The 21,342-nt window shown below is 69.1% G+C and carries 19 protein-coding genes; 11 read left to right on the forward strand and 8 right to left on the reverse strand.

The window, feature by feature from the left end:
• Positions 1-3: 3 nt before the first annotated feature.
• From ACE3RX_RS03410 to cobA, 3 genes are all read right to left on the reverse strand, one after another.
• Positions 4-2,532 (reverse strand): circularly permuted type 2 ATP-grasp protein, encoded by a 2,529-nt coding sequence (locus ACE3RX_RS03410; RefSeq protein ID WP_374480328.1) that lies wholly within the window; start codon positions 2,530-2,532, stop codon positions 4-6.
• A gap of 139 nt (positions 2,533-2,671) precedes the next feature.
• Positions 2,672-6,052: a DUF2126 domain-containing protein gene (locus tag ACE3RX_RS03415; protein ID WP_374480330.1), complete on the reverse strand. Its 3,381-nt coding sequence runs from the start codon at positions 6,050-6,052 to the stop codon at positions 2,672-2,674.
• 288 nt (positions 6,053-6,340) lie between these two features.
• Complete coding sequence (gene cobA, locus ACE3RX_RS03420) at positions 6,341-7,246, reverse strand: uroporphyrinogen-III C-methyltransferase (RefSeq protein ID WP_374480332.1); 906 nt, start codon at positions 7,244-7,246, stop codon at positions 6,341-6,343.
• Positions 7,247-7,398: 152 nt separating this feature from the next.
• On the opposite strand from cobA, the gene ACE3RX_RS03425 reads away from it, so the two are divergent.
• On the forward strand, positions 7,399-9,120 hold the full coding sequence (locus ACE3RX_RS03425; protein WP_374480334.1) for a cytochrome D1 domain-containing protein: 1,722 nt from the start codon (positions 7,399-7,401) through the stop codon (positions 9,118-9,120).
• Between the two features lie 62 nt (positions 9,121-9,182).
• Entirely contained in the window at positions 9,183-9,497 is a 315-nt protein-coding gene (locus tag ACE3RX_RS03430) for a c-type cytochrome (RefSeq protein ID WP_374480336.1), read from the forward strand.
• Between the two features lie 80 nt (positions 9,498-9,577).
• On the opposite strand, the gene ACE3RX_RS03435 is transcribed toward ACE3RX_RS03430, so the two are convergent.
• Entirely contained in the window at positions 9,578-10,168 is a 591-nt protein-coding gene (locus tag ACE3RX_RS03435) for a YigZ family protein (protein WP_374480338.1), read from the reverse strand.
• Positions 10,169-10,412: 244 nt separating this feature from the next.
• Here ACE3RX_RS03435 and ACE3RX_RS03440 point away from each other — a divergent pair, with 244 nt between their 5' ends.
• The 5 genes from ACE3RX_RS03440 to ACE3RX_RS03460 all read left to right on the forward strand — a co-directional run bounded on the left by ACE3RX_RS03440 (position 10,413) and on the right by ACE3RX_RS03460 (position 14,054).
• Positions 10,413-10,760 carry a cytochrome c gene (locus tag ACE3RX_RS03440; protein WP_374480340.1) on the forward strand — a complete coding sequence of 116 codons (348 nt, stop codon included), beginning with the start codon at positions 10,413-10,415 and terminating at the stop codon, positions 10,758-10,760.
• A gap of 2 nt (positions 10,761-10,762) precedes the next feature.
• Positions 10,763-11,941: a cytochrome D1 domain-containing protein gene (locus ACE3RX_RS03445; protein WP_374480672.1), complete on the forward strand. Its 1,179-nt coding sequence runs from the start codon at positions 10,763-10,765 to the stop codon at positions 11,939-11,941.
• A 141-nt stretch (positions 11,942-12,082) separates the two neighbouring features.
• Positions 12,083-13,072 carry an Lrp/AsnC family transcriptional regulator gene (locus tag ACE3RX_RS03450; protein WP_374480342.1) on the forward strand — a complete coding sequence of 330 codons (990 nt, stop codon included), beginning with the start codon at positions 12,083-12,085 and terminating at the stop codon, positions 13,070-13,072.
• On the forward strand, positions 13,069-13,560 hold the full coding sequence (locus tag ACE3RX_RS03455; RefSeq protein WP_374480344.1) for an Lrp/AsnC family transcriptional regulator: 492 nt from the start codon (positions 13,069-13,071) through the stop codon (positions 13,558-13,560). Before ACE3RX_RS03450 ends, ACE3RX_RS03455 begins: the two co-directional genes overlap by 4 nt.
• Positions 13,557-14,054, forward strand: coding sequence for an Lrp/AsnC family transcriptional regulator (locus ACE3RX_RS03460; RefSeq protein ID WP_374480346.1), 498 nt, complete (start codon positions 13,557-13,559; stop codon positions 14,052-14,054). The genes ACE3RX_RS03455 and ACE3RX_RS03460 overlap by 4 nt, the downstream gene beginning before the upstream one ends.
• Before the next feature lie 8 nt (positions 14,055-14,062).
• Here ACE3RX_RS03460 and ACE3RX_RS03465 read toward each other — a convergent pair whose 3' ends face one another.
• Positions 14,063-15,988 (reverse strand): AsmA family protein, encoded by a 1,926-nt coding sequence (locus ACE3RX_RS03465; protein ID WP_374480348.1) that lies wholly within the window; start codon positions 15,986-15,988, stop codon positions 14,063-14,065.
• A gap of 123 nt (positions 15,989-16,111) precedes the next feature.
• On the opposite strand from ACE3RX_RS03465, the gene ACE3RX_RS03470 reads away from it, so the two are divergent.
• On the forward strand, positions 16,112-17,536 hold the full coding sequence (locus ACE3RX_RS03470) for a CHASE3 domain-containing protein (RefSeq protein WP_374480350.1): 1,425 nt from the start codon (positions 16,112-16,114) through the stop codon (positions 17,534-17,536).
• 28 nt (positions 17,537-17,564) lie between these two features.
• On the opposite strand, the gene ACE3RX_RS03475 is transcribed toward ACE3RX_RS03470, so the two are convergent.
• Positions 17,565-18,200 carry a response regulator gene (locus tag ACE3RX_RS03475; protein WP_374480352.1) on the reverse strand — a complete coding sequence of 212 codons (636 nt, stop codon included), beginning with the start codon at positions 18,198-18,200 and terminating at the stop codon, positions 17,565-17,567.
• Between the two features lie 214 nt (positions 18,201-18,414).
• Between ACE3RX_RS03475 and ACE3RX_RS03480 the strand changes: the two genes are divergently transcribed.
• From ACE3RX_RS03480 to ACE3RX_RS03490, 3 genes are read left to right on the forward strand one after another with little or no spacing between them, the layout of a single operon-like run.
• On the forward strand, positions 18,415-18,753 hold the full coding sequence (locus ACE3RX_RS03480) for a BON domain-containing protein (protein WP_374480354.1): 339 nt from the start codon (positions 18,415-18,417) through the stop codon (positions 18,751-18,753).
• A 60-nt stretch (positions 18,754-18,813) separates the two neighbouring features.
• On the forward strand, positions 18,814-19,077 hold the full coding sequence (locus tag ACE3RX_RS03485) for a hypothetical protein (RefSeq protein WP_374480356.1): 264 nt from the start codon (positions 18,814-18,816) through the stop codon (positions 19,075-19,077).
• 13 nt (positions 19,078-19,090) lie between these two features.
• Positions 19,091-19,501, forward strand: coding sequence for a response regulator (locus ACE3RX_RS03490; protein ID WP_374480358.1), 411 nt, complete (start codon positions 19,091-19,093; stop codon positions 19,499-19,501).
• 453 nt (positions 19,502-19,954) lie between these two features.
• Here ACE3RX_RS03490 and ACE3RX_RS03495 read toward each other — a convergent pair whose 3' ends face one another.
• Positions 19,955-20,266 (reverse strand): BON domain-containing protein, encoded by a 312-nt coding sequence (locus ACE3RX_RS03495; RefSeq protein ID WP_374480360.1) that lies wholly within the window; start codon positions 20,264-20,266, stop codon positions 19,955-19,957.
• A gap of 178 nt (positions 20,267-20,444) precedes the next feature.
• The gene (locus tag ACE3RX_RS03500; protein ID WP_374480362.1) at positions 20,445-21,338 is read right to left on the reverse strand and encodes a ketopantoate reductase family protein; all 894 of its coding nucleotides are present in this window, start codon (positions 21,336-21,338) and stop codon (positions 20,445-20,447) included.
• Positions 21,339-21,342 lie beyond the last annotated feature (4 nt).

The following is a 21,342-nucleotide window of genomic DNA, read 5'->3' on the forward strand; positions in this document are numbered from 1 at the left end:
CCTTCAGGCGGCAAAGGTGGCCTGGCCAGTCTGGCCAACGTGGCTGAAGAAGCGCATCGCCAGGCGATCCGACAGCGTACGGCCGGCAGCGCCCAGGCGATCGAAGAGTGCCGCGAGCTGCTGGCTCGCATCCACCCGCTCGAGGGCCGGGCAGACCGCCTCGAGGCGTCCCCACGGGAAGCTGCGGATCGCGGCGAAGCTCGCTTCCAGCTCGGCCACGCCGAGATCCACTTTCTCGTCGGCCTCGAAGCGGGCCAGGTAATTGCTGACCATCCGCACCTGGAAGGCCAGCGCATGGGGGTTGGCGTCGTCGGTGGTCAGCATGTGCAGCGCCGGCAGTAACTCGGGCTGGGCGCGGTAGCGGGTACGGTAGGTGATGATCGAGTCGCACAACTCGAGCAGCGCCTCCACCGCCAGCTCACGCTGCAACGCGCCGTTGATGTCGCCGTAGCTGCGCAGGAAGCGCGCCAGCGTGCGCGCCAGGTTGTCCAGGCGCTCGACGCGGCGGCCGACGATGTGCAGGCGCCAGCCGGTGTCGCGGGTCATGTTGTCCATCGCGAATCCGGACAGGGACACAAAGGTGGTCAGCGCACCGTCGAGGAATTCGAGCAGCGCCGATACGTCGGTGACGGTCGCGCGGGCCTCCTCCAGCTCGGCGGACAGGCGCTTGAGGGCGTGCCAGTGGTCGAGGGACAGGTGCTCGCGGGCCTGAGTGGCGCACCAGGTCAGGCGCTGCAGGTTGGCCGCCAGGCCGCTGTCGGACCGACGGTCGAGCACCGCGCGGAACAGGTCCAGCTCGGCCTTGGCGATCGGCAGGTTCCCCACCCGGGACTCCACCAAGCCCGCGCCCGCCGCCAGTTCGAGCATGATCGTCAGGGCACCGGCACGCTCCGAGCGCCGCCCCTCCGACAGCCGCGACAAGGCCAGCCGGGCCAGCCGGGCAACGGAGTCGCAGCGCTCGCCGTAGCGCCCGAACCAGAACAGGTTCTCGGCCAGGCGCGACGACAGGGTGCCGGTTTCCTCGATCAGGTCACTGACGCGGATGTTGTTGTTGAGCAGGCTGAAGCTGGCCACCGGGCCGTCGGACAGCACCCAGGTGTCCTTGCTGCTGCCGCCCTTCTGCATGGTCAGGATGCGCGTGTTGTCCACCCCGGCGACCCGTGCCAGCCCGCCGGGCAGCACGTTGTAGCCTTCCGGCGTGATCGCCGCGTAGACCCGCAGGCCCATCGAGCGGGTCAGCAGCTTGCGGCGCTGGCCGCCGCCCCAGGCCGGCGCGCGGGACAGCTTGACCAGCTCCTGGGCGACGAAGGCCGACGGCTCGGCCTCGATGCGCCGGGCCACCTCGTCGAACTGGTCCTCGCCGAGCTGGTCGCCGAAAATCACCTCGCTGGAACCACCCGGGAAGGTGGGCTTGATGACCAGGCTGCGCAGGTTCTCCAGCACCTCCTTGCGGGCCGGCTCCTCGCCGCACCACCAGGTGGCCACCGACGGCATCGCCAGCTCCTCGCCGAGCAGGTGGCGGCAGATGCCGGGCAGGAAACCCGGCAGCGCGGCCGATTCGAGCAAGCCACTGCCCAATGCATTGGCCACCAGCACCTTGCCGGCACGCACCGCGCCGAGCAGGCCCGGCACACCGAGGGCGGAGTCAGCGCGCAGCTCGACCGGGTCGCAGAAGTCGTCATCAAGGCGGCGCAGGATCGCGTGCACGCGCTTGAGGCCGGACACCGTCTTGAGGAAGACCGTGTCGTTGCGCACCGTCAGGTCCTGCCCCTCGACCAGCGGGAAGCCCATGTTGCGGGCCAGATAGACGTGCTCGAAATAGGTTTCGTTGAAAGGGCCGGGCGTCAGCAGCACCGTCAGCGGCGGCTCGCCGTCGGTCGGCGCCTGGCTGGCCAGGCTGCGCTGCAGGCCGCGGAAGAAGCCCGACAGGCTGCGTACCTGCAGGTCGCGGAACAGGTCGGGGAAGGCCCGCGACACCAGCTGGCGGTTCTCCAGCGCGTAACCGGCGCCCGACGGGCTCTGGGTACGGTCGGCGATGACCCACCAGCGGCCGTCCGGCGAGCGGGCCAGGTCGGCGGCGTACAGGTGCAGGTAGGCGCCGCCAGGCGGCTTGAGGCCGGAGCACGGCCACAGGAAGCCCTTGTGGCCATACACCAGTTCAGGCGGCAGCAGGCCTTCGGAGAGGGTCGTCTGGGCACCGTAGAGATCACTGAGCAGCGCATTGAGCAGGCGCGCCCGCTGCGTGATCGCCGCCGAGATGCCGCGCCATTCGTCGGCGGGCAAGATCAGTGGCAGCAGGTCCACCGACCACGGGCGGTCGGCACCACGGGGGTCCGCATACACGTTGTAGGTGACACCGTTCTGCTGGATGCCACGGGAAAGCTGGGCGGCACGCACCTTCAGGGTATCGGCGCTGGATTCGTCGATGTGATCGAGGAATTCCTGCCAGTGCGGGCGCACCCCTTCCTCACCGAACAGCTCGTCGTAGCTGTCGGGTCGATAGGGGTAATGGGCAAGGATGGAGCTGGGCATCTTGCGAAACTAGCACACACCGCACGCACGACCGTGCCGCAGACGGCACGGAAGTTGTTGATTTTGGTTAAGCGCAGGGGCTTCCCGGGAGGGAGGAGCCCCCAGCCAAGGCCGGCCCCCGGGGAGGCCGGCATTGCCGTCAGCGCCGCAGATCCAGCGTGAACGGGAACTCCTTCTCCACCGGCGAGACCTGCACCGCCGGTTCGCCCGGCGTGTGGCCCATGCGGAAGAAGCGCGCCAGGCGGCGGCTCTCGGCCTCGAAGGCGTTGATCGGGAAGGTCTCGAAGCTGCGACCACCCGGGTGCGACACATGGTACTGGCAACCACCAAGGGAGCGGCCGGTCCAGGTATCGACCAGGTCGAAGACCAGCGGCGCGTGGGACGGAATGGTCGGATGCAGGCAGGACGGCGGCTGCCAGGCCCGGTAGCGCACACCGGCGACGTGCTCGCCGACGGTGCCGGTGGGCTGCAGCGGGATCGTGCGGCCATTGACCGCCAGCAGGAAGCGGTCGTCGGACATGCCGGAAACCTTCACCTGCAGGCGCTCGACCGACGAATCGACGAAACGCACGGTGCCGCCGATCGCCCCTTCTTCGCCCATGACGTGCCAGGGCTCGAGGGCACCGCGCAGCTCCACGTCGATGCCGCGCACCGCGAAGTCGCCGATCTTCGGGAAGCGGAACTCCATGTGCGGCGCGAACCACTCCGGCTTGAAATCGAGGCCGTGACCCTGCATGTCCTCGATCACGTCGTTGAAGTCCTGCTCAACGAAGTGCGGCAGCAGGAAGCGGTCATGCAGCTCGGTACCCCAGCGCACCAGGCGCTCCGGCGCATAGGGCTTGTCCCAGAAGCGTGCCAGCAGGCCGCGCAGCAGCAGTTGCTGGGCCAGCGACATGCGCGCGTGGGGCGGCATCTCGAAGGCGCGCAGTTCGAGCAGGCCGAGGCGGCCAGTGGGGCCGTCCGGCGAGTACAGCTTGTCGATGCAGAACTCGGAACGGTGGGTGTTGCCGGTCACGTCGATGAGCAGGTTGCGCAGCAGGCGGTCGATCAGCCACGGCGGCACCTCCTCGCCGACCTTCGGGAACTGGCGGAAGGCCGTCTCGATTTCGTACACCGAGTCGTTGCGCGCCTCGTCGATGCGCGGCGCCTGACTGGTCGGGCCGATGAACAGGCCGGAGAACAGGTAGGACAGGCTCGGATGGTTGTGCCAGTAGGAAATCAGGCTGCGCAGCAGGTCCGGCCGGCGCAGGAAGGGCGAATCAGCCGGAGTGGCGCCGCCGAGCACGAAGTGGTTGCCGCCGCCGGTGCCGGTATGGCGACCGTCCACCATGAACTTCTCGGTGGTCAGGCGCGAGTAGTGAGCCGCCTCGTAGAGGTGGGTGGTGCGGTCCACCAGCTCTTCCCAGTTGCGCGACGGGTGGATGTTCACCTCGATCACGCCGGGGTCGGGGGTGATGCGGAAGTGGGTCAGGCGCGGGTCGGATGGCGGCTCGTAGCCCTCGATGACCACCGGCGTGCCGAGGGCCTCGGCGGTCGCCTCGATGGCGGCGACCAGTTCCAGGTACTTCTCGAGGCTGGCCAGCGGCGGCATGAAGATGTGCATCGTGCCGTTTCGCGGCTCGGCGCACATGGCGGTGCGGACGATCCAGTCGGCGGACTTGAAGGGCTCCGGCTGGCGGTCGGTGGGGCTCAGCTTCTCGGCGTCGCGGGCGGCCTTCAGCGCAGCGGCGGCACGCGCGGCGGCGGACGAGCCGAAGCCGGCCTCGCCGTCCTTCAGCGCGTTGAGCACGGCGGTCTGGCCGCCCGGCAGCTGGCGGCGGATCGCGGCGTACTCGGGCAGCGGCGGGAAAACCTGGTGGTGGTCGGGCGGATTGACGTAGGGGTAGTCGCCCTTCGCCACCCACGGCTGGGAATCCAGCGGCAAGCGGTAGCCCAGCGGCGAGTCGCCGGGGATCAGGTAGCAGCGTTCATCGCGCAGGAACCACGGGCCGGTCTGCCAGTCGCCGGTGTAGCTGTTGAGGCTGACCGGCAGCACGTAGCCGACCGGGTTGGGCAGGCCATGTTCATAGACGCGGCGGATGCGGTCGCGCTCCAGCGGGTCGTCGAGGCGCGCGTCGAAGGGATCCACGTTGCCCGGCAGACGGCGTTCCCGCCAAAGGTAGTAGAAGGCGTCCTCGTAGGCCGGGAAGACCCGCCGCGGGTCCAGCGCCAGCCGTTCGGCGATGCCGGCGAGGAAGGCATTGGCCTGGGCAGCATCCACTTCGCCCGGGGCGGAGGCGTCGGCGATCAGGTCCGGGTTGGTCCAGATCGGCTCGCCGTCCTTGCGCCAGAAGCAGGTCAGCGACCAGCGCGGCAGCTGCTCGCCCGGATACCACTTGCCCTGGCCGAAGTGGGCCAGGCCATTGGGGCCGTACTTCTCGCGCAGGCGATGGTAGAGATCTTCGGCGCGGATGCGCTTGGTCGGGCCCATCGCCTCGGTGTTCCACTCGGCACCGTCCGGATCGTCAATGGACACGAAGGTCGGCTCGCCGCCCATCGTCAGGCGCATGTCGTTGGCGTCGAGGTCGGCGTCGATGCGATGGCCGAGGGCCTCGATCTCGGCCCACTGCTCCTCGGTGTAGGGCTTGGTGACCCGCGGCGCTTCCTTCACGCGGGTGACCTTCATGAGGTGCTCGAACTCGCACTCGCACTCGTCGATGAGGCCGGAGATCGGCGCTGCCGACGACGGGTCGGGAGAGGCGGCCAGCGGGATGTGGCCTTCGCCGGCGAACAGGCCCGAGGTCGGATCGAGGCCGACCCAGCCGGCGCCGGGCAGGTAGACCTCGGTCCACGCGTGCAGGTCGGTGAAGTCCACCTCGGTGCCGGACGGGCCGTCGAGGGATTTCACGTCGGCCTTCAGCTGGATCAGGTAGCCGGACACGAAGCGCGCCGCCAGGCCCAGGTGGCGCAGCAGCTGGACCAGCAGCCAGGCCGAATCGCGGCACGAGCCGGTACGCTTGGTCAGCGTCTCTTCCGGCGTCTGCACGCCCGGTTCCATGCGGATCACGTAGCCGATGTGCTGCTGCAGGTCGGCGTTGAGCTTGACCAGAAAGTCCACCACCCGGGTCTTGTCGCGGGAGATGCCGTCCAGGTACTTCTTGAACTCCGGCGTGGCCTCGTCCTTCAGACGGTACGGGGCCAGCTCGTGGCTGAGGGCGCCGGCGTATTCGAACGGGAAGTTCTCGGCCTCCGGCTCCAGGAAGAAGTCGAACGGGTTGATCACCGACATCTCGGCAACCAGATCCACCTCCACGCTGAACTCGGTGACCTTCTCCGGGAAGACCAGGCGCGCCAGGTAGTTGGACTGCGGGTCCTGCTGCCAGTTGATGAAATGGGGCTTGGGCAGCACCTTCAGGGAGTAGGACAGGATGCGCGTGCGGCTGTGGGGAGCGGGCCGCAGACGGACGACTTGCGGGCCGACATTGATCGGCCGGTCGTACTTGTAGGAGGTCAGGTGATTGAGGGCGACATGGATGGTCACTGGATACTCCGTTCTTGGGGCGCGGTTTTCAGAATCATTGCTTGACGTAGCAAACTTCACGCCAAGCGGTTTACGCCGCGCCCATTGCTCGGATGTTGCAATCCGGCGCCAAAGAAGGGCTTTGGGAGTATCAAAAGAGGGATCGGGCCTACCGGCCAGACAGCATGCCGTACGCCATGCACCACAATGAACACCGGAATATGCACCAATGATGTGCATATCCCACAAGAATCCGTGGGGGCGAATTCATTCGCCCCCACGGATTCCCCAGAAACCAGCCCCGCAGGGCTACGCCATCACCGCCGCCCCAGCCCCTGCGGCCGCGCCGTCGAACCAGGCGAGCTTGCCAGCCAGGCTGACCACCTCGCCGACGATCAGCAGCGCCGGCGGGCGGATGCCGGCCAGGGTGGCCTTGTCCGGCAAGGTCTCGAGGGTTCCGGTGACGATGCGCTGGCGCGGCGTGGTGCCGTTCTCGACCAGCGCCGCCGGGGTCTGCGGGGCGCGGCCGTGGGCGATCAGCGCCGCGCAGTGGGACAGCAACATGCCAACGCCCATGTAGATCACCGCGGTCTGGTGCGGGCGCGCCAGCGCCGTCCAGTCGAGCGCCGATTCCCCAGCACGGCGGTGACCGGTGGCAAACACCACCGACTGGGCGTAATCACGGTGAGTCAGCGGAATACCGGCGTAGGCCGCCACGCCGCAGGCGGCGGTGACGCCCGGCACCACCTCGAAGGGGATGCCGGCGGCCAGCAGCTCTTCCAACTCCTCGCCCCCGCGCCCGAAGATGAAGGGGTCGCCACCCTTCAGGCGGACCACCCGACGGCCGTCACGGGCCAGTTCGACGAGCAGACGGTTGATGTCTTCCTGCGGCAAGGTGTGATGACCGGCCTCCTTGCCGACATAGATGCGCTCCGCGTCGGGCCGGGCGAAGTCCAGCACGCCATCACCAACCAGGTGATCCACGACCAACGCATCGGCCTCGCCGATCAGCCGCGCAGCGCGCAGCGTCAGCAGCTCGGGGTCGCCGGGCCCGGCGCCGACCAGCGCCACCCGCCCCGGCGGGCGGATACCGCTGGCAAGCGGCTTGAAGGTCTCGGCCGGGGCGCTGCCGCGGCCACCGACAAGCTGATCGACAAAGGCACGCAGGGTGCCGGCGGCAGGCAGGCCGAAGCTGGCGGTGGCGGACGGAGGCATGGCGGAACTCCCGGAATCATGACGACCGCAATCTATCAGCCGACTACCTTTTTCGAACTTGACCCGAGTCAAGGAAGGGGAATACCCCCGAAGCGCACTCTTCGCCGCAAGCGGGATAGGCCGCTCGTTGGGTTCATAAAGGGAGATGCACGATGAGTATGTGGAAAACCGGAGCGATCGCCGCGGCCTTGCTGCCGCTGGCCCTGTCGCAAGCCTTCGCCGAAGAGCCGAAGACATCGACGAACGATCCCGCTGCCAAGTACCAGGCGGCCGGATCACCGCTGGCCAATGTGGAGATGTACCAGGACATCAACCCGAAGGCCCCGCCGATGACCAAGGCGGAATTCGACAAGGCACGCCAGATCTACTTCGAACGCTGCGCCGGCTGTCACGGCGTGCTGCGCAAGGGCGCCACCGGCAAGCCGCTGACGCCGGAGAAGACCCTCGCCGCCGGCACCGACTACCTGAAGGTCTTCATCAAGTACGGCTCTCCCGCCGGCATGCCCAACTGGGGCACCTCCGGTGAATTCGACGACGACACCGTCGACCTGATGGCCCGCTACGTCCAGCAGACGCCTCCGCAGCCGCCGGAATACGGCCTGAAGGAAATGAAGGCGACCTGGAAGGTCATCGTGCCGCCCGAGCAGCGGCCGAAGAAGAAGATGAACAACTACAACATCGAGAACATCTTCTCGACCACCCTGCGCGACACGGGTGAGATTGCGCTCATCGACGGCGACACCAAGAAGATCATCAACGTGGTCAAGACCGGCTACGCGGTGCATATCTCCCGCGTGTCCGCCTCCGGCCGCTACCTGTTCGTGATCGGCCGCGACGCCAAGATCAACATGATCGACCTGTGGATGGAGAAGCCGGACAACGTCGCCGAGATCCGCACCGGCCTCGAGGCCCGCTCCGTCGAGACCTCCAAGTTCAAGGGCTACGAAGACAAGCTGGCCATCGCCGGCTCCTACTGGCCGCCCCAGTACGTGATCATGAACGGCGACACCCTCGAGCCGCTGAAGATCATGGCCACCCGCGGCATGACCGTCGGCGACCAGGAATACCACCCGGAGCCGCGCGTCGCCTCCATCGTGGCGTCCCACTACAAGCCCGAGTTCCTGGTCAATGTGAAGGAAACCGGCAAGACCCTGCTGGTCAACTACACCGACCTCAACACCATCTCCACCAAGGAAATTCCGGTCGCCAAGTTCCTGCATGACGGCGGCCTGGACAGCAGCAAGCGCTACTTCATGGTGGCAGCCAACCAGTCCAACAAGATCGGCGCCATCGACATGAAGGACGGCAAGCTGGCCGGCCTCATCGACGTGGGCAAGATCCCGCACCCGGGCCGCGGCGCCAACTTCATCCATCCTAAGTACGGTCCGGTGTGGTCCACCGGTCACCTCGGCGACGACACCATCGCGCTGATCGGCACCGACCCGGCCAAGCACCCGCAGTACGCTTGGAAGATGGTCGAATCGCTGAAGGGCCCGGGCGGAGGCGCGCTGTTCATCAAGAGCCATCCGAAGTCCAAGCACCTGTACTCCGACGCCCCGCTGAACCCGGATCCGGCGATTTCCCAGTCCATCGTGGTGTATGACGTCAACAACCTGGCCGCCGGCTACAAGACGCTGCCGATCGGCGAGTGGGCCGGCCTGAAGGACGACGGCGCCAAGCGCGTGGTCCAGCCCGAGTACAACAAGGCGGGCGACGAAGTGTGGTTCTCGGTGTGGAGCGCCAAGAACAAGGAATCGGCGATCGTCGTCGTGGATGACAAGACCTTGAAGCTGAAGAACGTCATCAAGGATCCGCGCATCGTCACGCCGACCGGCCACTTCAACCTCTACAACACGCAGCACGACATCTACTGAGCATCGTGCCTCACCGCCCCCGGAGCATCCGAGGGGCGGTGCCTTCGCCAAGGAGACAAGAAATGAAGAAACGCTTCCTGCTGCTCGCCCTGATGGCTACCGCCGCCAGCGGCAGCGTCTTCGCCGACCCGGCCGCATCGGCCCAGAAGGCCGGCTGCCTGGCCTGCCATTCGATGGACAAGAAGCTGGTCGGTCCGGCCTTCAAGGACGTCGCCGCGAAGTACAAGGGCCAGGGTGACGCCGTCGCCAAGCTCACCGACAAGGTCCGCAAGGGCGGCGCCGGCAACTGGGGCCAGATCCCGATGCCCCCCAACCCGGCCGAGAAGATCAGCGACGCCGAGCTGAAGGACGTGCTGGGCTGGATCCTGAAGGGCTGAGCAGTCTCGTAACCTGGGGATGAGGTTATGCGAGGGGGACGCATGCATGCGTCCCCCTCATTCATTCGCGGTTCGTACTCCTAATCCTCCCCCAGCCACACCAAGCGCCCGTGGCAGGCCTCGTCGAGACGAGCCACCAGCTCCGCCGCCGCATCCACAGGCAGGCTGAAGGCGAATTCCACCTGCTCGCCGTGGCTCACGCCCTGCAGCACTGCCCCGGCGCCGTCCAGTGCCCGCCGCACCAGGCCCTCCTGCGCATAGGGCACCGCGCAGCGCAGCACGGTGCTGCGCACGATGGCCACCTTCTCCGCCGCCAGCAACGCCTGTGCCACGCTGTCCGTATAAGCCCGCACCAGGCCGCCGGCCCCCAGCTTGACGCCCCCGTAGTAGCGCACCACCGTAGCCAGCACACCTTCCAGATCTTGATGGCGCAACACGTCGAGCATCGGCCGCCCGGCCGTGCCGCTCGGCTCCCCATCGTCCACCGCGGCCGACTGCCCACCCGCCAGCAAGGCCCAGCACACGTGGGCCGCCCCCGGATGCTGCGCCTTCAGCGCCGCCACCAGGCGCTGGGCCTCGGCGCGGTCGGCCATCGGCTGCACACAGCCGAGGAAGCGGCTCTTCTTGATCAGCAGTTCGCTATGGGCTGCGGCAGCGAGGGTCTGGGGCATCGGACAAGGGGTGCGGGGACGAGGGCGCAAGGATAAGGCCAAGCCAGCCCGGGCTGGGGAAGACCCTGGCCCCCCCTGGAGAATGTCCCTGTGGGGGCGAATGAATTCGCCCCCACCAAAATCCCCCCGAGCACTCGTTCAAGCGCCTCACCCCAACTCCACCGGCCCGGCCTTCTTGATGCCCATCAATGACCCTGCCGGCGGGTCAACCTACTGTGAGGGCGTCGTCAAAAGGAGTTCTGCGATGGACCGCTCGTTGTTGATCCACGTGGCCGTGCTGCTCGGCCTGACCGCCCTGGCGGTGAGCGCCGCCCCCGCCGCCGAGCCGGCACCGACGCCGGAGCGCCAGCAGACGCTGGTACACATGGTCCGCCAGGACTGCGGCTCCTGCCACGGCATGCGCCTGGCTGGCGGCCTCGGTCCGGCCCTGCTGCCGGAACGGCTAGCCGAACTGCCCGATGAAGCCCTGGTCGCCACCATCCTGAACGGCCGCCCCGGCACCGCGATGCCCGGTTGGAACCGCTTCATGGACGAGGCCGAGGCTGGCTGGATCGTCGCCCGCCTTAAGGAAGGCTTCCCGAGCCTGCAATGACCATGCGCCTCCTCACCTCCCTCAGCACCCTCGCGGCCGCGCTTGCCCTTAGCGCCTGTGCCAGCGCCCCCGCCGAACTGCGCGGCACCGGCGACCTCGGCGTGGTCATCGAGCGTGCCGCCGGCCGCGTGCAGATCGTCGAACACAGCCACGACAGCAGCCTCGGCAGCGTGGACGGCCTCGGCGACCTGTCCCACGCCCACGTGGCGTTCTCCCGCGACAGCCGCTACGCCTACGTGTTCGGCCGCGACGGCGGGCTGACCAAGGTGGACCTGCTGACCCGCCGCATCGCCAAGCGCATTATCCAGGCCGGCAATTCCATCGGCGGCTCAGTGTCCCAGGACGGCCGCCTGATCGTCGCCCAGAACTACGAGCCGGGCGGCATCAAGGCTTTCGACGCCGACACGCTGGAACTGCTCGCCGAGGTCCCCGCCGAATACGCGCCGGGCAAGTTCTCCCGCGTCGTCGGGTTGGCCGACGTGCCGGGCCAGCGTTTCGCCTACGCCCTGTTCGACGCCAACGAGATCTGGGTCAGCGACTTCAGCGACCCGCGCAAGCCGGTCACCACCCGCTACCCGGCCGGCAAGCAGCCCTACGACGGCCTGGTCACGCCCGATGGGCGCTACTTCCTGGCCGGCCTGTTCGGCGAGGACGGCATCTCCCTGCTCGACCTGTGGCACCCGGAAGCCGGCAGCCGCAAGATCCTGTCCGGCTACGGCCGCGGCGAGGAGAAGCTGCCGGTCTTCAAGATGCCCCACCTGCGCGGCTGGTCCCTGGCCGCCGGGCAGGCCTGGCTGCCCGCCGTTGGCCACCACGAGGTGCTGGTCGCCGACGCCCGCAGCTGGCAGGAAACGGCACGCATCCCGGTCAAGGGCCAGCCGGTGTTCGTGATGGCGCGCCCGGACGGCCGCCAGGTGTGGGTGAACTTCGCCTTCCCCGACAACGAGTGGGTGCAGGTCATCGACACCGTCGAAAAGCGCGTGATCCACACCTTCAGCCCCGGCAAGGCGGTGCTGCACCTGGAATTCACGCCGCGCGGCGAGGAAGTGTGGCTGTCCTCGCGGGACAGCAACCGGGTCACGGTGGTGGACACCGCCAGCTTCGCGGTACGCAAGGAACTGCCGGCCGACGCGCCGTCGGGCATTTTCTTCACGTCGCGTGCACAGCGGATCGGTTTCTGAGATGAAGCAGCCCTCGTACTTCGGCGGACATTGGTCACCACCCTGTAGGGGCGAATTCATTCGCCCTCGGTCGGCTTACCAAAGTCCGTGGGCGAATGAATTCGCCCCCACAGGGAATCCCTCCATGAAAGGAGCCTGGCCATGATCGCCGCCGACCCGCGTGACTTCCAGCTCCTCAACGACTTCCAGCGCGGCTTTCCGCTCGCCCCGGAACCCTGGGCGGCGGTCGGCGCCCAGGTCGGCTGCAGCGCCGAAGAGACCATGGCGCGCCTGGCCTGTCTGCGCAACGCCGGCAAGATCAGTCGGGTCGGCGCAGTCTTCGCGCCACGCCGACTGGGCGCCAGCACCCTCGCCGCGATGGCCGTGCCGGTCGACGAACTGCCCCGCGTGGCACGCATCGTCAGCGCCTTCGCCGGCGTCAATCACAACTACCGGCGCGAGCACTGCTACAACCTGTGGTTTGTCGCCAGCGCCCACGACGAGGCCGCGCTGGCCGCGCTGCTGGACGAGATGGGCGCCGCCACCGGCTGCCCGCCGATCGCCCTGCCGCTGCTCGAGGAATTCCACATCGACCTGGGCTTCGACCTGGCCAACGGCCGGCGCACCCGCCACGCGACATCCGCCGGCCCGCGCCAGCCGCTGAGCGACGCCGACTGGCGCCTGGTGGACGCCCTGCACGACGGTCTGCCGTGGGTCGCCCGGCCGTTCCGCGCCCTCGGCCACGCCGCCGGCCTCGGCGAAGACGCCGTGCTCGCCACGCTCAAACGCTGGCTCGCCGACGGCACGCTGCGCCGCTTCGGCGTCGTCGTGCGGCACCGGGACCTGGGCTGGCAGGCCAACGCGATGTGCGTGTGGGCGGTGCCGGAAGCGCAGGTCAGCGCCCTCGGCCATGCCCTCGCCGGCCAGGACGGGGTCAGCCTGTGCTACCGTCGGCGCACCGCCCCCGACTGGCCCTACAACCTGTTCTGCATGATCCACGGCCAATCCCGCCCCGCCGTCGAAGCGCGCCGCGCCGAGCTGGCCGACGCCGTCGGCCTGGCCGCCTTCCCGCATGCGGTGCTGTTCTCCACCGACTGCTACAAGCAGTGCGGCGCCCGCTACCAAGGGCCGCAGGGGCTCGCCGCCGCATGAACGCCCCTTCGAGCGCCCCATCCCGCCGCCCGCCACCGGCCGTCCTCGACGAGCTCGACCGGCGCATCATCAACGCACTGCAGGGCGGCTTTCCGATCAGTGACGAGCCCTACCGGGAAGTCGCCGCCCAGCTCGGCACCACCGAGGCCGACCTCATCGCCCGCCTGCAGCGCCTGCTCGACGCCCGCGTACTGACCCGCTTCGGGCCCATGTTCCAGATCGAACGCCTCGGCGGCCGCTTCGTGCTGGCCGCGCTGGCCGTGCCGGAAGAGCGCTTCGACGAGGTCGCCGCGGCGGTCAACGCGCTGCCCGAGGTGGCCCACAACTACCGGCGCGAGCACCGCCTCAACATGTGGTTCGTGCTTGCCACCGAGACGCCGGACGGCATCGCCGCCGCCACGGCGCGCATCGAGGCCGCCACCGGCCTGCCGGTGTTCGCCTTTCCCAAACTGCGGGAGTTCTTCGTGGACATGAGGCTGAAGGCATGACGGACACGCTACCGCCGGACGATTTCGAGCGCCGCCTGATCATCGCCACCCAGGCCGGCCTGCCGCTGGTGCCCCGCCCCTACGACGCGCTGGCGGAAGAGCTCGGCGTCGACGCGGCGCTAGTCAAGACGCGCCTCGCCGCCATGCTGCAGGGCGGCCGCATCCGCCGCATCGGCGCGGTGCCCAACCACTACGCCCTCGGCTACACCGCCAACGGCATGTCGGTGTGGGACGTGGACGACGCCCACATCGGCGAGCTGGGCGAAGCCGTCGGCCACCTCGACTTCGTGACCCACTGCTACGAGCGCCCCCGCGCCCTGCCCGACTGGCCCTACAACCTGTTCGCGATGGTGCACGGGCGCGACCGCGACACCGTGCTGGCCCACGTGGAGGAGATCGCCGCGCTGCTCGGTGATGCCTGCCGCGCCCGCGACGTGCTGTTCTCCACCGCCATCCTCAAGAAGACCGGGCTGCGCATCGGCGGCGACGGCTGAAGCGGCCGTCAGGGCTGGCGCACTTTCGCGCCGACCCGCGCGAGCATCGTCCCGCAGGGGCTGTCGCCGGTGCCGCCATCGCCAATCTGCACGAGGGGCAGCAGGGCCAGCGGGGGCAACACCAGGCCGAGCCCCACGCTGGCCGCGATGCGGCCGCCCAGCGGCAGCGGCTCCGGCACCACCGACGGCGCGGCGAAGCTGCCCTCCACCTTCAACGGCCCGCGCAGGGCCAGCAGGCTGCCGTCCTTGCCGGCGGCGCGCAGGCGCAGGTCGAGGGCCTCGTCACGCAGGCTGATCGTGCCCTCGCCGCGGATCAGCATGCGCTGGCTGTCCATCAACAGGTTCTGGGTCTTCAGCACGCCGGCCTGGGCGCGGAAGTCGCCGATCACGCAACGAATGTCCTCCCGCTGCCCACCGGCCAGCCAGGCCATCAGCCCGTTGGCCACATCCAGGTTGGCCAGGCGGACCAGCAGCAGGCTGGTGCTGCCACCGTTCATCACGACAGCCGCCTCCCCGTCGGCGCTGCCCAGCAACTCGGCCACCGACACGCCGCGCATGGCCAACTTGGCCCGCCCGCCGAGCAGGCCGGTGGTGAGCTTGCGGGTATCCTCCGCCGGCATCAGGTCGCGCAGGCGCAGGCGCGCCGCCTGCATGTCGAGGCGGGCCGCCGGCACGGCCTGACGGGTGTCGAGCTCGAGCGAGCCGTCCACCCGGCCGTGGGCAAGCCCCAGCTTGAGGGGCGACAGGCTGACCAGACGGTCATCGATGCGCAGCCGGCCCGCCGCCGTATCGAGGGGCAGGCCGCTGTTGCGGATCTCGTCGGCGACAAATTCCACGTCCACGTCCGCCGCGGCAATCTTCTCCAGGCCCAGCGGCCGTGACGGCAGAACCTTGCCCGGCCGCGGCGCGACGGCCTGCCCGGATTCGCGGCGGGCGCCGATGAAGCCGGACAGGTCGGCCAAGTCCAGGCGGCGGAAACGCAGCGTACCGGCGATCAGCTGGCGCGGCGCGCGGCGATTGATGTTCAGCGTGCCGGCCATGTCGGTGCGCCCGACGCGCCCATCGATGTCACGGAAAGTCCAGGTCTGCTCCTGATGGAACAGGCGCGCTGCCAGCCGGAACGGCGGCGTGGCAGGCAGCGGCACCCCGGTGGGTGAATACAGCTCCGCCAGGCTGCGCCCAGACAGGCTGAAATCCACATCCAGCCCGGCCAGCGCCAGCAGGTTGGCGACCCGGCCATTGAGCGTGAAGCGGGTCGCCCCCACCGTGCCTTTGGCTTCGACCGGGTAGGGCTGGTCGGCGCGTTCCAGGTCCAGCAGGCTGCCGGCCTGGCCGTCGGCCTGCACAGCCTGGCCGCGCCAGTGGCCGGCCAGGCCGAAGCGCACCCGGCGGGCCACCACGTCGGAGGCGATGCTCAGCTGCAGGTCGGTCTGGCGTGACGGCAGATTGGCCGACACCTCGCCATCGCGGACCAGCAAGGTGCCGACGCGCAACCGCGGTGCGACCGGGGCGGCCTCGGCATGGGCGCCGAGCAGCCAGTTGCCCTGCCCGTGCTCATCCTCCTCCAGCTGCAGGCGCGGTCCGTCGATCTCCAGCCGCGGCAGCACCAGTTCGCCGCGCAGCAGGCGGATGAGGTCCACGCTGACCGTCAGCTCCCGCACCGTCAGGAGCTGCGGCGCCTTGCCCCAGCTCGCGTTGTCGAGTTGCACGTCGCCAGCCGACAGCGACGGCGTCAGGCTCCACAGCTGCACGTCCAGCGGCCCGGCGATGCGGAAGCCCCGCTCCAGGCGGGCCGACACCATCTCGCCGAGCGGCCCGCGCAGCATGTTCCAGTCGAACAGGAGCCCCCCCAGCACCGCCAGGGCCAACACCACGAGCACGCGCCAGCGACGCCGCTGGCGCGGTGGCGGATCCTCACGTCCTGCATCCTTCATCGCAACTCCTTCCGTCCTGCTCCGGCCAACCACGCCAAGCCTGGCACCACGACGGCGCGGCAGGAACCGTCACGCCGCCACCGCTGTCCGACAGCCACGCACAGCATGGCGGGAAAGCCCGCCATGCGCCTCCTCCAGCCGGCCGTGGACAGCATGCCCAATCCCCTTTCCAGCGGAAAATCCCGTTTCGCCGACCTCCGTGCGCACCTGCGCGCGCTGCGCTACTGGCCCTACGTGCTGCTGCTCGCCGGCTGCGCCATCGTGCTGACCCTGCTGGCGACGAGCCGGGACAACTCCCGCCTGGGCCTGGAAGCCGTCCATACCGTGCAGGACAACCGCGCCCGGCTGGACCGCCTGGACGCCCTGCTGCTGACCGTGGTGGACGCGGAAAGCAGCGTGCGCGGCTACATACTGACCCACAATAACGACTATCTGGAACCCTACCGGGACAGCGAAGCCCGTGTCGGGCACTTGCTGGCCGCCATGGAAGAGGACTTTCCGGCTGGCAGCGCCGACCGCGACGAGTTCGAGGTGCTCAAGAAACTGGTCACCCTCAAGCGCCGGCACCTGGCCCGGGCCGTTGCCTCCGGCGACATCGAGGACAGCGGCAGCCCGGAGCAGGCCGGCCCCGGCAAGGCCTTCATGGACCAGATCCGCCTGTCGATCACCGCGCTGCACGAGCGCCGCGCGGCCAGCAACGCGCAGCTGACCCGCGACTCCCTGCAGCGCCTGCAGCACATGCAGACGGCCGTCACGGCCCTCGCCGTCGGCGCCCTCGGGCTGCTCATCGTGCTGTTCGGCGTCCAGCAGCAGCGGGCCCACCTGCGCGCCCGCGTCGCGACATTGCTGGCCGACGAGAACAGCCGGCTCGAATCGACGGTCAGCCAGCGCACCCGCGAACTGAGCGACCTGGCCAGCTACCTCACCAACGCCCGCGAGGCGGAGCGTGGCCGGCTGGCGCGCGAGCTCCACGACGAGCTGGGCGCCCTCCTCACCGCCGCCCGCATGGACGCAGCCTGGCTGCTGCGCAGCCTCGGCCCGGGCACCGGGCAGGACATCCGCGACCGCTTCAAGCGCCTCATCGATACCATCGGCTCCGGCATCACCCTCAAGCGGCGCCTCATCGACGACCTGCGCCCACCGCTGCTGCAGGGGCTCGGCCTGGTGGAGGCCCTGCGCGCCCTCGCCGACGACTTCAGCCGCGAGGTCCCGGTCGAGCTGCTTCTGCCCGGAAGCGACCCGGAGCCCACCGAGGACCAGGCCCTGGCGGTGTTCCGCATCGCACAGGAAGCCTTCACCAACATCCGCAAGTACGCCCACGCCAGCCACGTGGAACTCGGTCTCGACCTGGCCGACGGCGAGCTGCAGCTGTGGATCCGCGACGACGGCGTCGGCTTCGATGCCGACTCGCCGATGCTCAGCCGCCACGGCCTGGCCGGCATGCAGCACCGGGTGCAGATGTTTGGCGGCCGGCTGACGGTGACGGCGGCACCCGGCAAGGGCTGCACGATAGAGGCCAGCATGCCGCTGCAGCCCCGCCCGGCCTGATACGGCCGCATGCCGCCGCCGCGGCCCGTCAGGCCACCATCAGGCCGTGCTGCAGGGCGTAGGCAGCCAGTTCCGCATTGCTGGCCAGGGCCAGTTTTTCGAGTAGGCGCGAGCGATAGGTGCTGACCGTCTTCACGCTCAGGTTCAGCGCCTCGGCGATGCCCGATACCGATTCGCCGCGGGCCAGCCGCAGGAAGACCTGCAGCTCCCGCTCCGACAGGCTCTCGTGGGCCGGCGCGGCAGACTCCCCGGCCAGGTCGTCGGCGAGCAGTTCGGCGGTGCGGCCCGAGATGTAGCGCCGCCCCCGCGCCACCGTCTGGATGGCCTTCAGCAGCTCGTCCCGCTCGCAATCCTTGCACAGGTAGCCGTTTGCCCCGTGGCGGAGCATCGGTAGCGCGTAGCGCTCTTCCGGAAAGCCACTGAGCACCAGCACCTTCAGGTCGGCATAGCGCTGGCGCACGATCCGCAGCACATCGATGCCGCTCTGCCCCGGCAGGGACAGGTCGAGCAACAGCACGTCGCAGGCCTGCTCGCGCAGCTTGTCCAGCGCCTCCTCGCCGGAAGCCGCCTCGAACGCGATGCGGATGCCCAGCTCATCCACCAGCATTTCCCGGAAACCGGCACGCACGATGCCGTGATCATCGACGATGGCCAGACGCAGCATGGAGTCCTTTCCGCACGTTCAACAGTCTTCATTGTAGCCAGCCGGCTCCGGCGGCAAAGCCCGTGGAGTCCGACATTCCTGCCAGCGCAGTCCTACACGCGGTTCCGCCCTTGTCGGACAGCCCGCCGCCCGCCCGCCGCATAGAGTGGGAAGCATGGAAGCGCGGCATGCGCCGCGCCCCGGCATACCGACAACCGCCTCAAGGAGAACCACCATGCACAAGCCCTTCACCCGACTGCTCGTCGCCACCACCCTGAGCCTGGCGGCCGCCGGCCTCGCCCAGGCTGCCGAGCCCCAGCCGGTGCCCCACGAGACCGACAAGTCCGCCGCCGCCCAGTTCATCGACGACGCCTCGATCACCGCCAACGTGAAGGCCCGCCACGCCGAAGACAAGACCGTGCGGGTCACCGCCATCGGCGTCGAGACCCACAACGGCGTCGTCCAGCTGTCCGGCTTCACCCCGTCGGCGAAGGAGAAGATGCGCGCCGAGGAAATCGCCCGGACGACCCAGGGCGTAAAGGACGTCAGGAACGACATCATCATCCAGCGTTAAACACGGCGGCCGGCCAACCCGGCCGCCGCAGCACCCGTCCCGAACCCCCAGGAGACGACCATGACCCACGCCACTTTCCCACGCCTCGAGCGCAGCCACACCTGGGCTCCGCCCGGCGAATGGGACTGGACCGTGCATGCCTGCCTGCTCGGCAGCCTGCTGCTGTGCGGCGGAATGCTGTTCGGCACCACCCGCCATGTGTCCGCCACCAGCCGGCCCGCCCCCTGCGTGCGCAGCCTCGAAGAGGTGTACCGCGTGCTCGGCCCCTCGGCGCTGGGCGTGCTGCAGGAATGCCCCCCGCCCGCAGCCCTTCCCCTCTACTAGCCGGGCCCGCGACATGGCCAGCGCCCACCATCCCGTGCGGATCGTGCTGATCGAGGATTCGCTCGCCCTGCGCGACCTGCTCGCCGAGATGCTGGCGGATGCCGGCGGCGTCGAGATCGTCGGCGCCGCCGACAACGAGGCGGCGGCCATCGAGCTCCTGCGCCAGCTTCACCCCGACCTGGCAATCATCGACCTGGAACTGCAGGGCGGCACCGGACTGAAGGTTCTCGCCGCCCTCCAGGACATGCCGCCTTGCGCGGCCACGCCGCGGGCGGTGGTCTTCTCCAACCACACTCATCCCATCGTCCGCGAACGCTGCCGCATGCTCGGCGCGCAGGCCTTCTTCGACAAATCCTTCCAGCTCGACGAACTGCTCGCCTACGTCCACGCCACCACCGACGAGTCTGGCGGCCACCCTGGCTGATCGATACGGGGATGTGCCGGCCTGAGGGGGGCATGCCTCAGCCCTGTGAATCCCCCCTCGTGGCGGCGATTGTCTTCGCCTGCGGAGCGCATTCCCGCGTCTCCGCTCAAACAAATGCAGATCCGCCCCCACAGCGGAACGGAGCCCATCTCTGGCCCATCTCTGTGGGGGCGAATTGATTAGCCCCAGGGCGGGGGGGTGCCGACAGCGGGCGCCTGAAAAAGCCCCCCCCACCCCAAAAATCCCGCCCCATATGGGGGGGGGGGTTATTACTTCCCCCCTGGGCCGGGTTTCCCCCTCGGGGGGCGTATTAAATTCGCCCCCACGACACAAATTCGCCTCCACTCTTTCGTCGCCGTACGCCCTGTCCACAAAAAAACGCCAGCGACTCATCGGACGCTGGCGCCTCGTACCGTCCTCGCCCCCGGGGCGGCCAGGCCGCCCCCGGAACCGTCAGGGCTTGATGACGATATCGTTGATCACGCCCTTCACGCTGGCCGTCGTGCGGGCGATCTCTTCGGCACGGCCCTTCTCGGCCGCGGATTTGGCGAAGCCGGACAGTTGGACCACACCCTTCAGGGTTTCCACGCCGATGGCCATGCCGCTCACCTTCGGATCCTCGGCGAACTTGGCCTTGACGCGGGTGGTGATCGTCGCGTCGTCCAGGTATTCACCGACGGTGGATTGTTCGCGCGTCACCGCACAACCCACGGCGGTAATACCCAGCAGGCCGGACAGTGCAAGCGTGGCGATGGTGTGCTTCATTGCTGCCTCCTTGGAGTGCGGCATCGCGGAACGCCGGGAACCGGATGTAGCCGGCGCGCGATGTCGGTCAGGGTGACTTGAATATAGGCCCCCGGCATGGCGGTGCCCTGTCCGACGCAGCCGATAACGCTGTAGGAGAAATCCTGCCTGCGCGGCGGCCGGCCGCGATAAGCGAGTCTCAGGAGGAGACCGACGGGCAGCCTTCGAGGCGCTTCACCAGCGTGAACACCGCCCGGTGCGTCGGCAGCTCGGCGCCCTGCGCGGCCGCCATGTCCAGCAGCGTGCCGGTGATCGCGTCGATCTCGGTGCGCCGGCCGGCCAGCACGTCCTGCAGCATGCTGGCCCTGTTACCGGCGGTGGCTAGCGCCACGGCGTGCACCCGCGCCCGCGCTGCGTCGGCATCGACTTGCAGGCCAGCAGCACGCAGCACCGGCCAGGCCTCCTCCACCAGCGCATCGAGCAGCCCCCGGTGGGGTACCTCCAGCAGCGCCCCGTTGGGCACCCGGAACAGGGCCGCCAGCGGATTGATGGCCACATTCACCAGCAGCTTGGCGAGCCGCGCCGCGGCGATGTCCGGCTCGACGCGGGTGCGGAAGCCGGCTGCCGCCAAGGCCGCCGCGACGGCCTCGAAGCCCGGCGGCACCAGGGTTTCCCCCGCGCCGGACGGCACCACGCAGGCACCGTCGCGGAAAGCGCCTTCGGTGGTGATGCCCTGGTCGACGGGGATGGCGCCGCAACCGGCGGCCAGCATGTCGCCGATCAAGCCGTTCTGCAGGGACAGCACGCCGCGCGGCGCCATCGCCTGCGCCGTACGAGCTGCGTCCGCAGTGTCGGCGGCCTTGACGAGGACCAGCACCCAGTCGGCGTCGGGCGCGTCCTCCGGCGCGAAAACGTCCGGCACGTAACGCTGCGCGCCGATGGCCACGCCGACCCGCAGCACGGCCGCCCGCTCTGGGTTGCGGGCGATGACGGCGACCGGGCCCTGCGCAGCCAGGCGGGCCGCGAAGTGCAGGCCCAGCGCACCGGCGCCGATGATCGCGATGGGAAAACGGAGTGGGCGGAATGTTCCCATGCCG

It is taken from the genome of Zoogloea sp., assembly GCF_041914405.1.
Lineage (GTDB): Bacteria > Pseudomonadota > Gammaproteobacteria > Burkholderiales > Rhodocyclaceae > Zoogloea.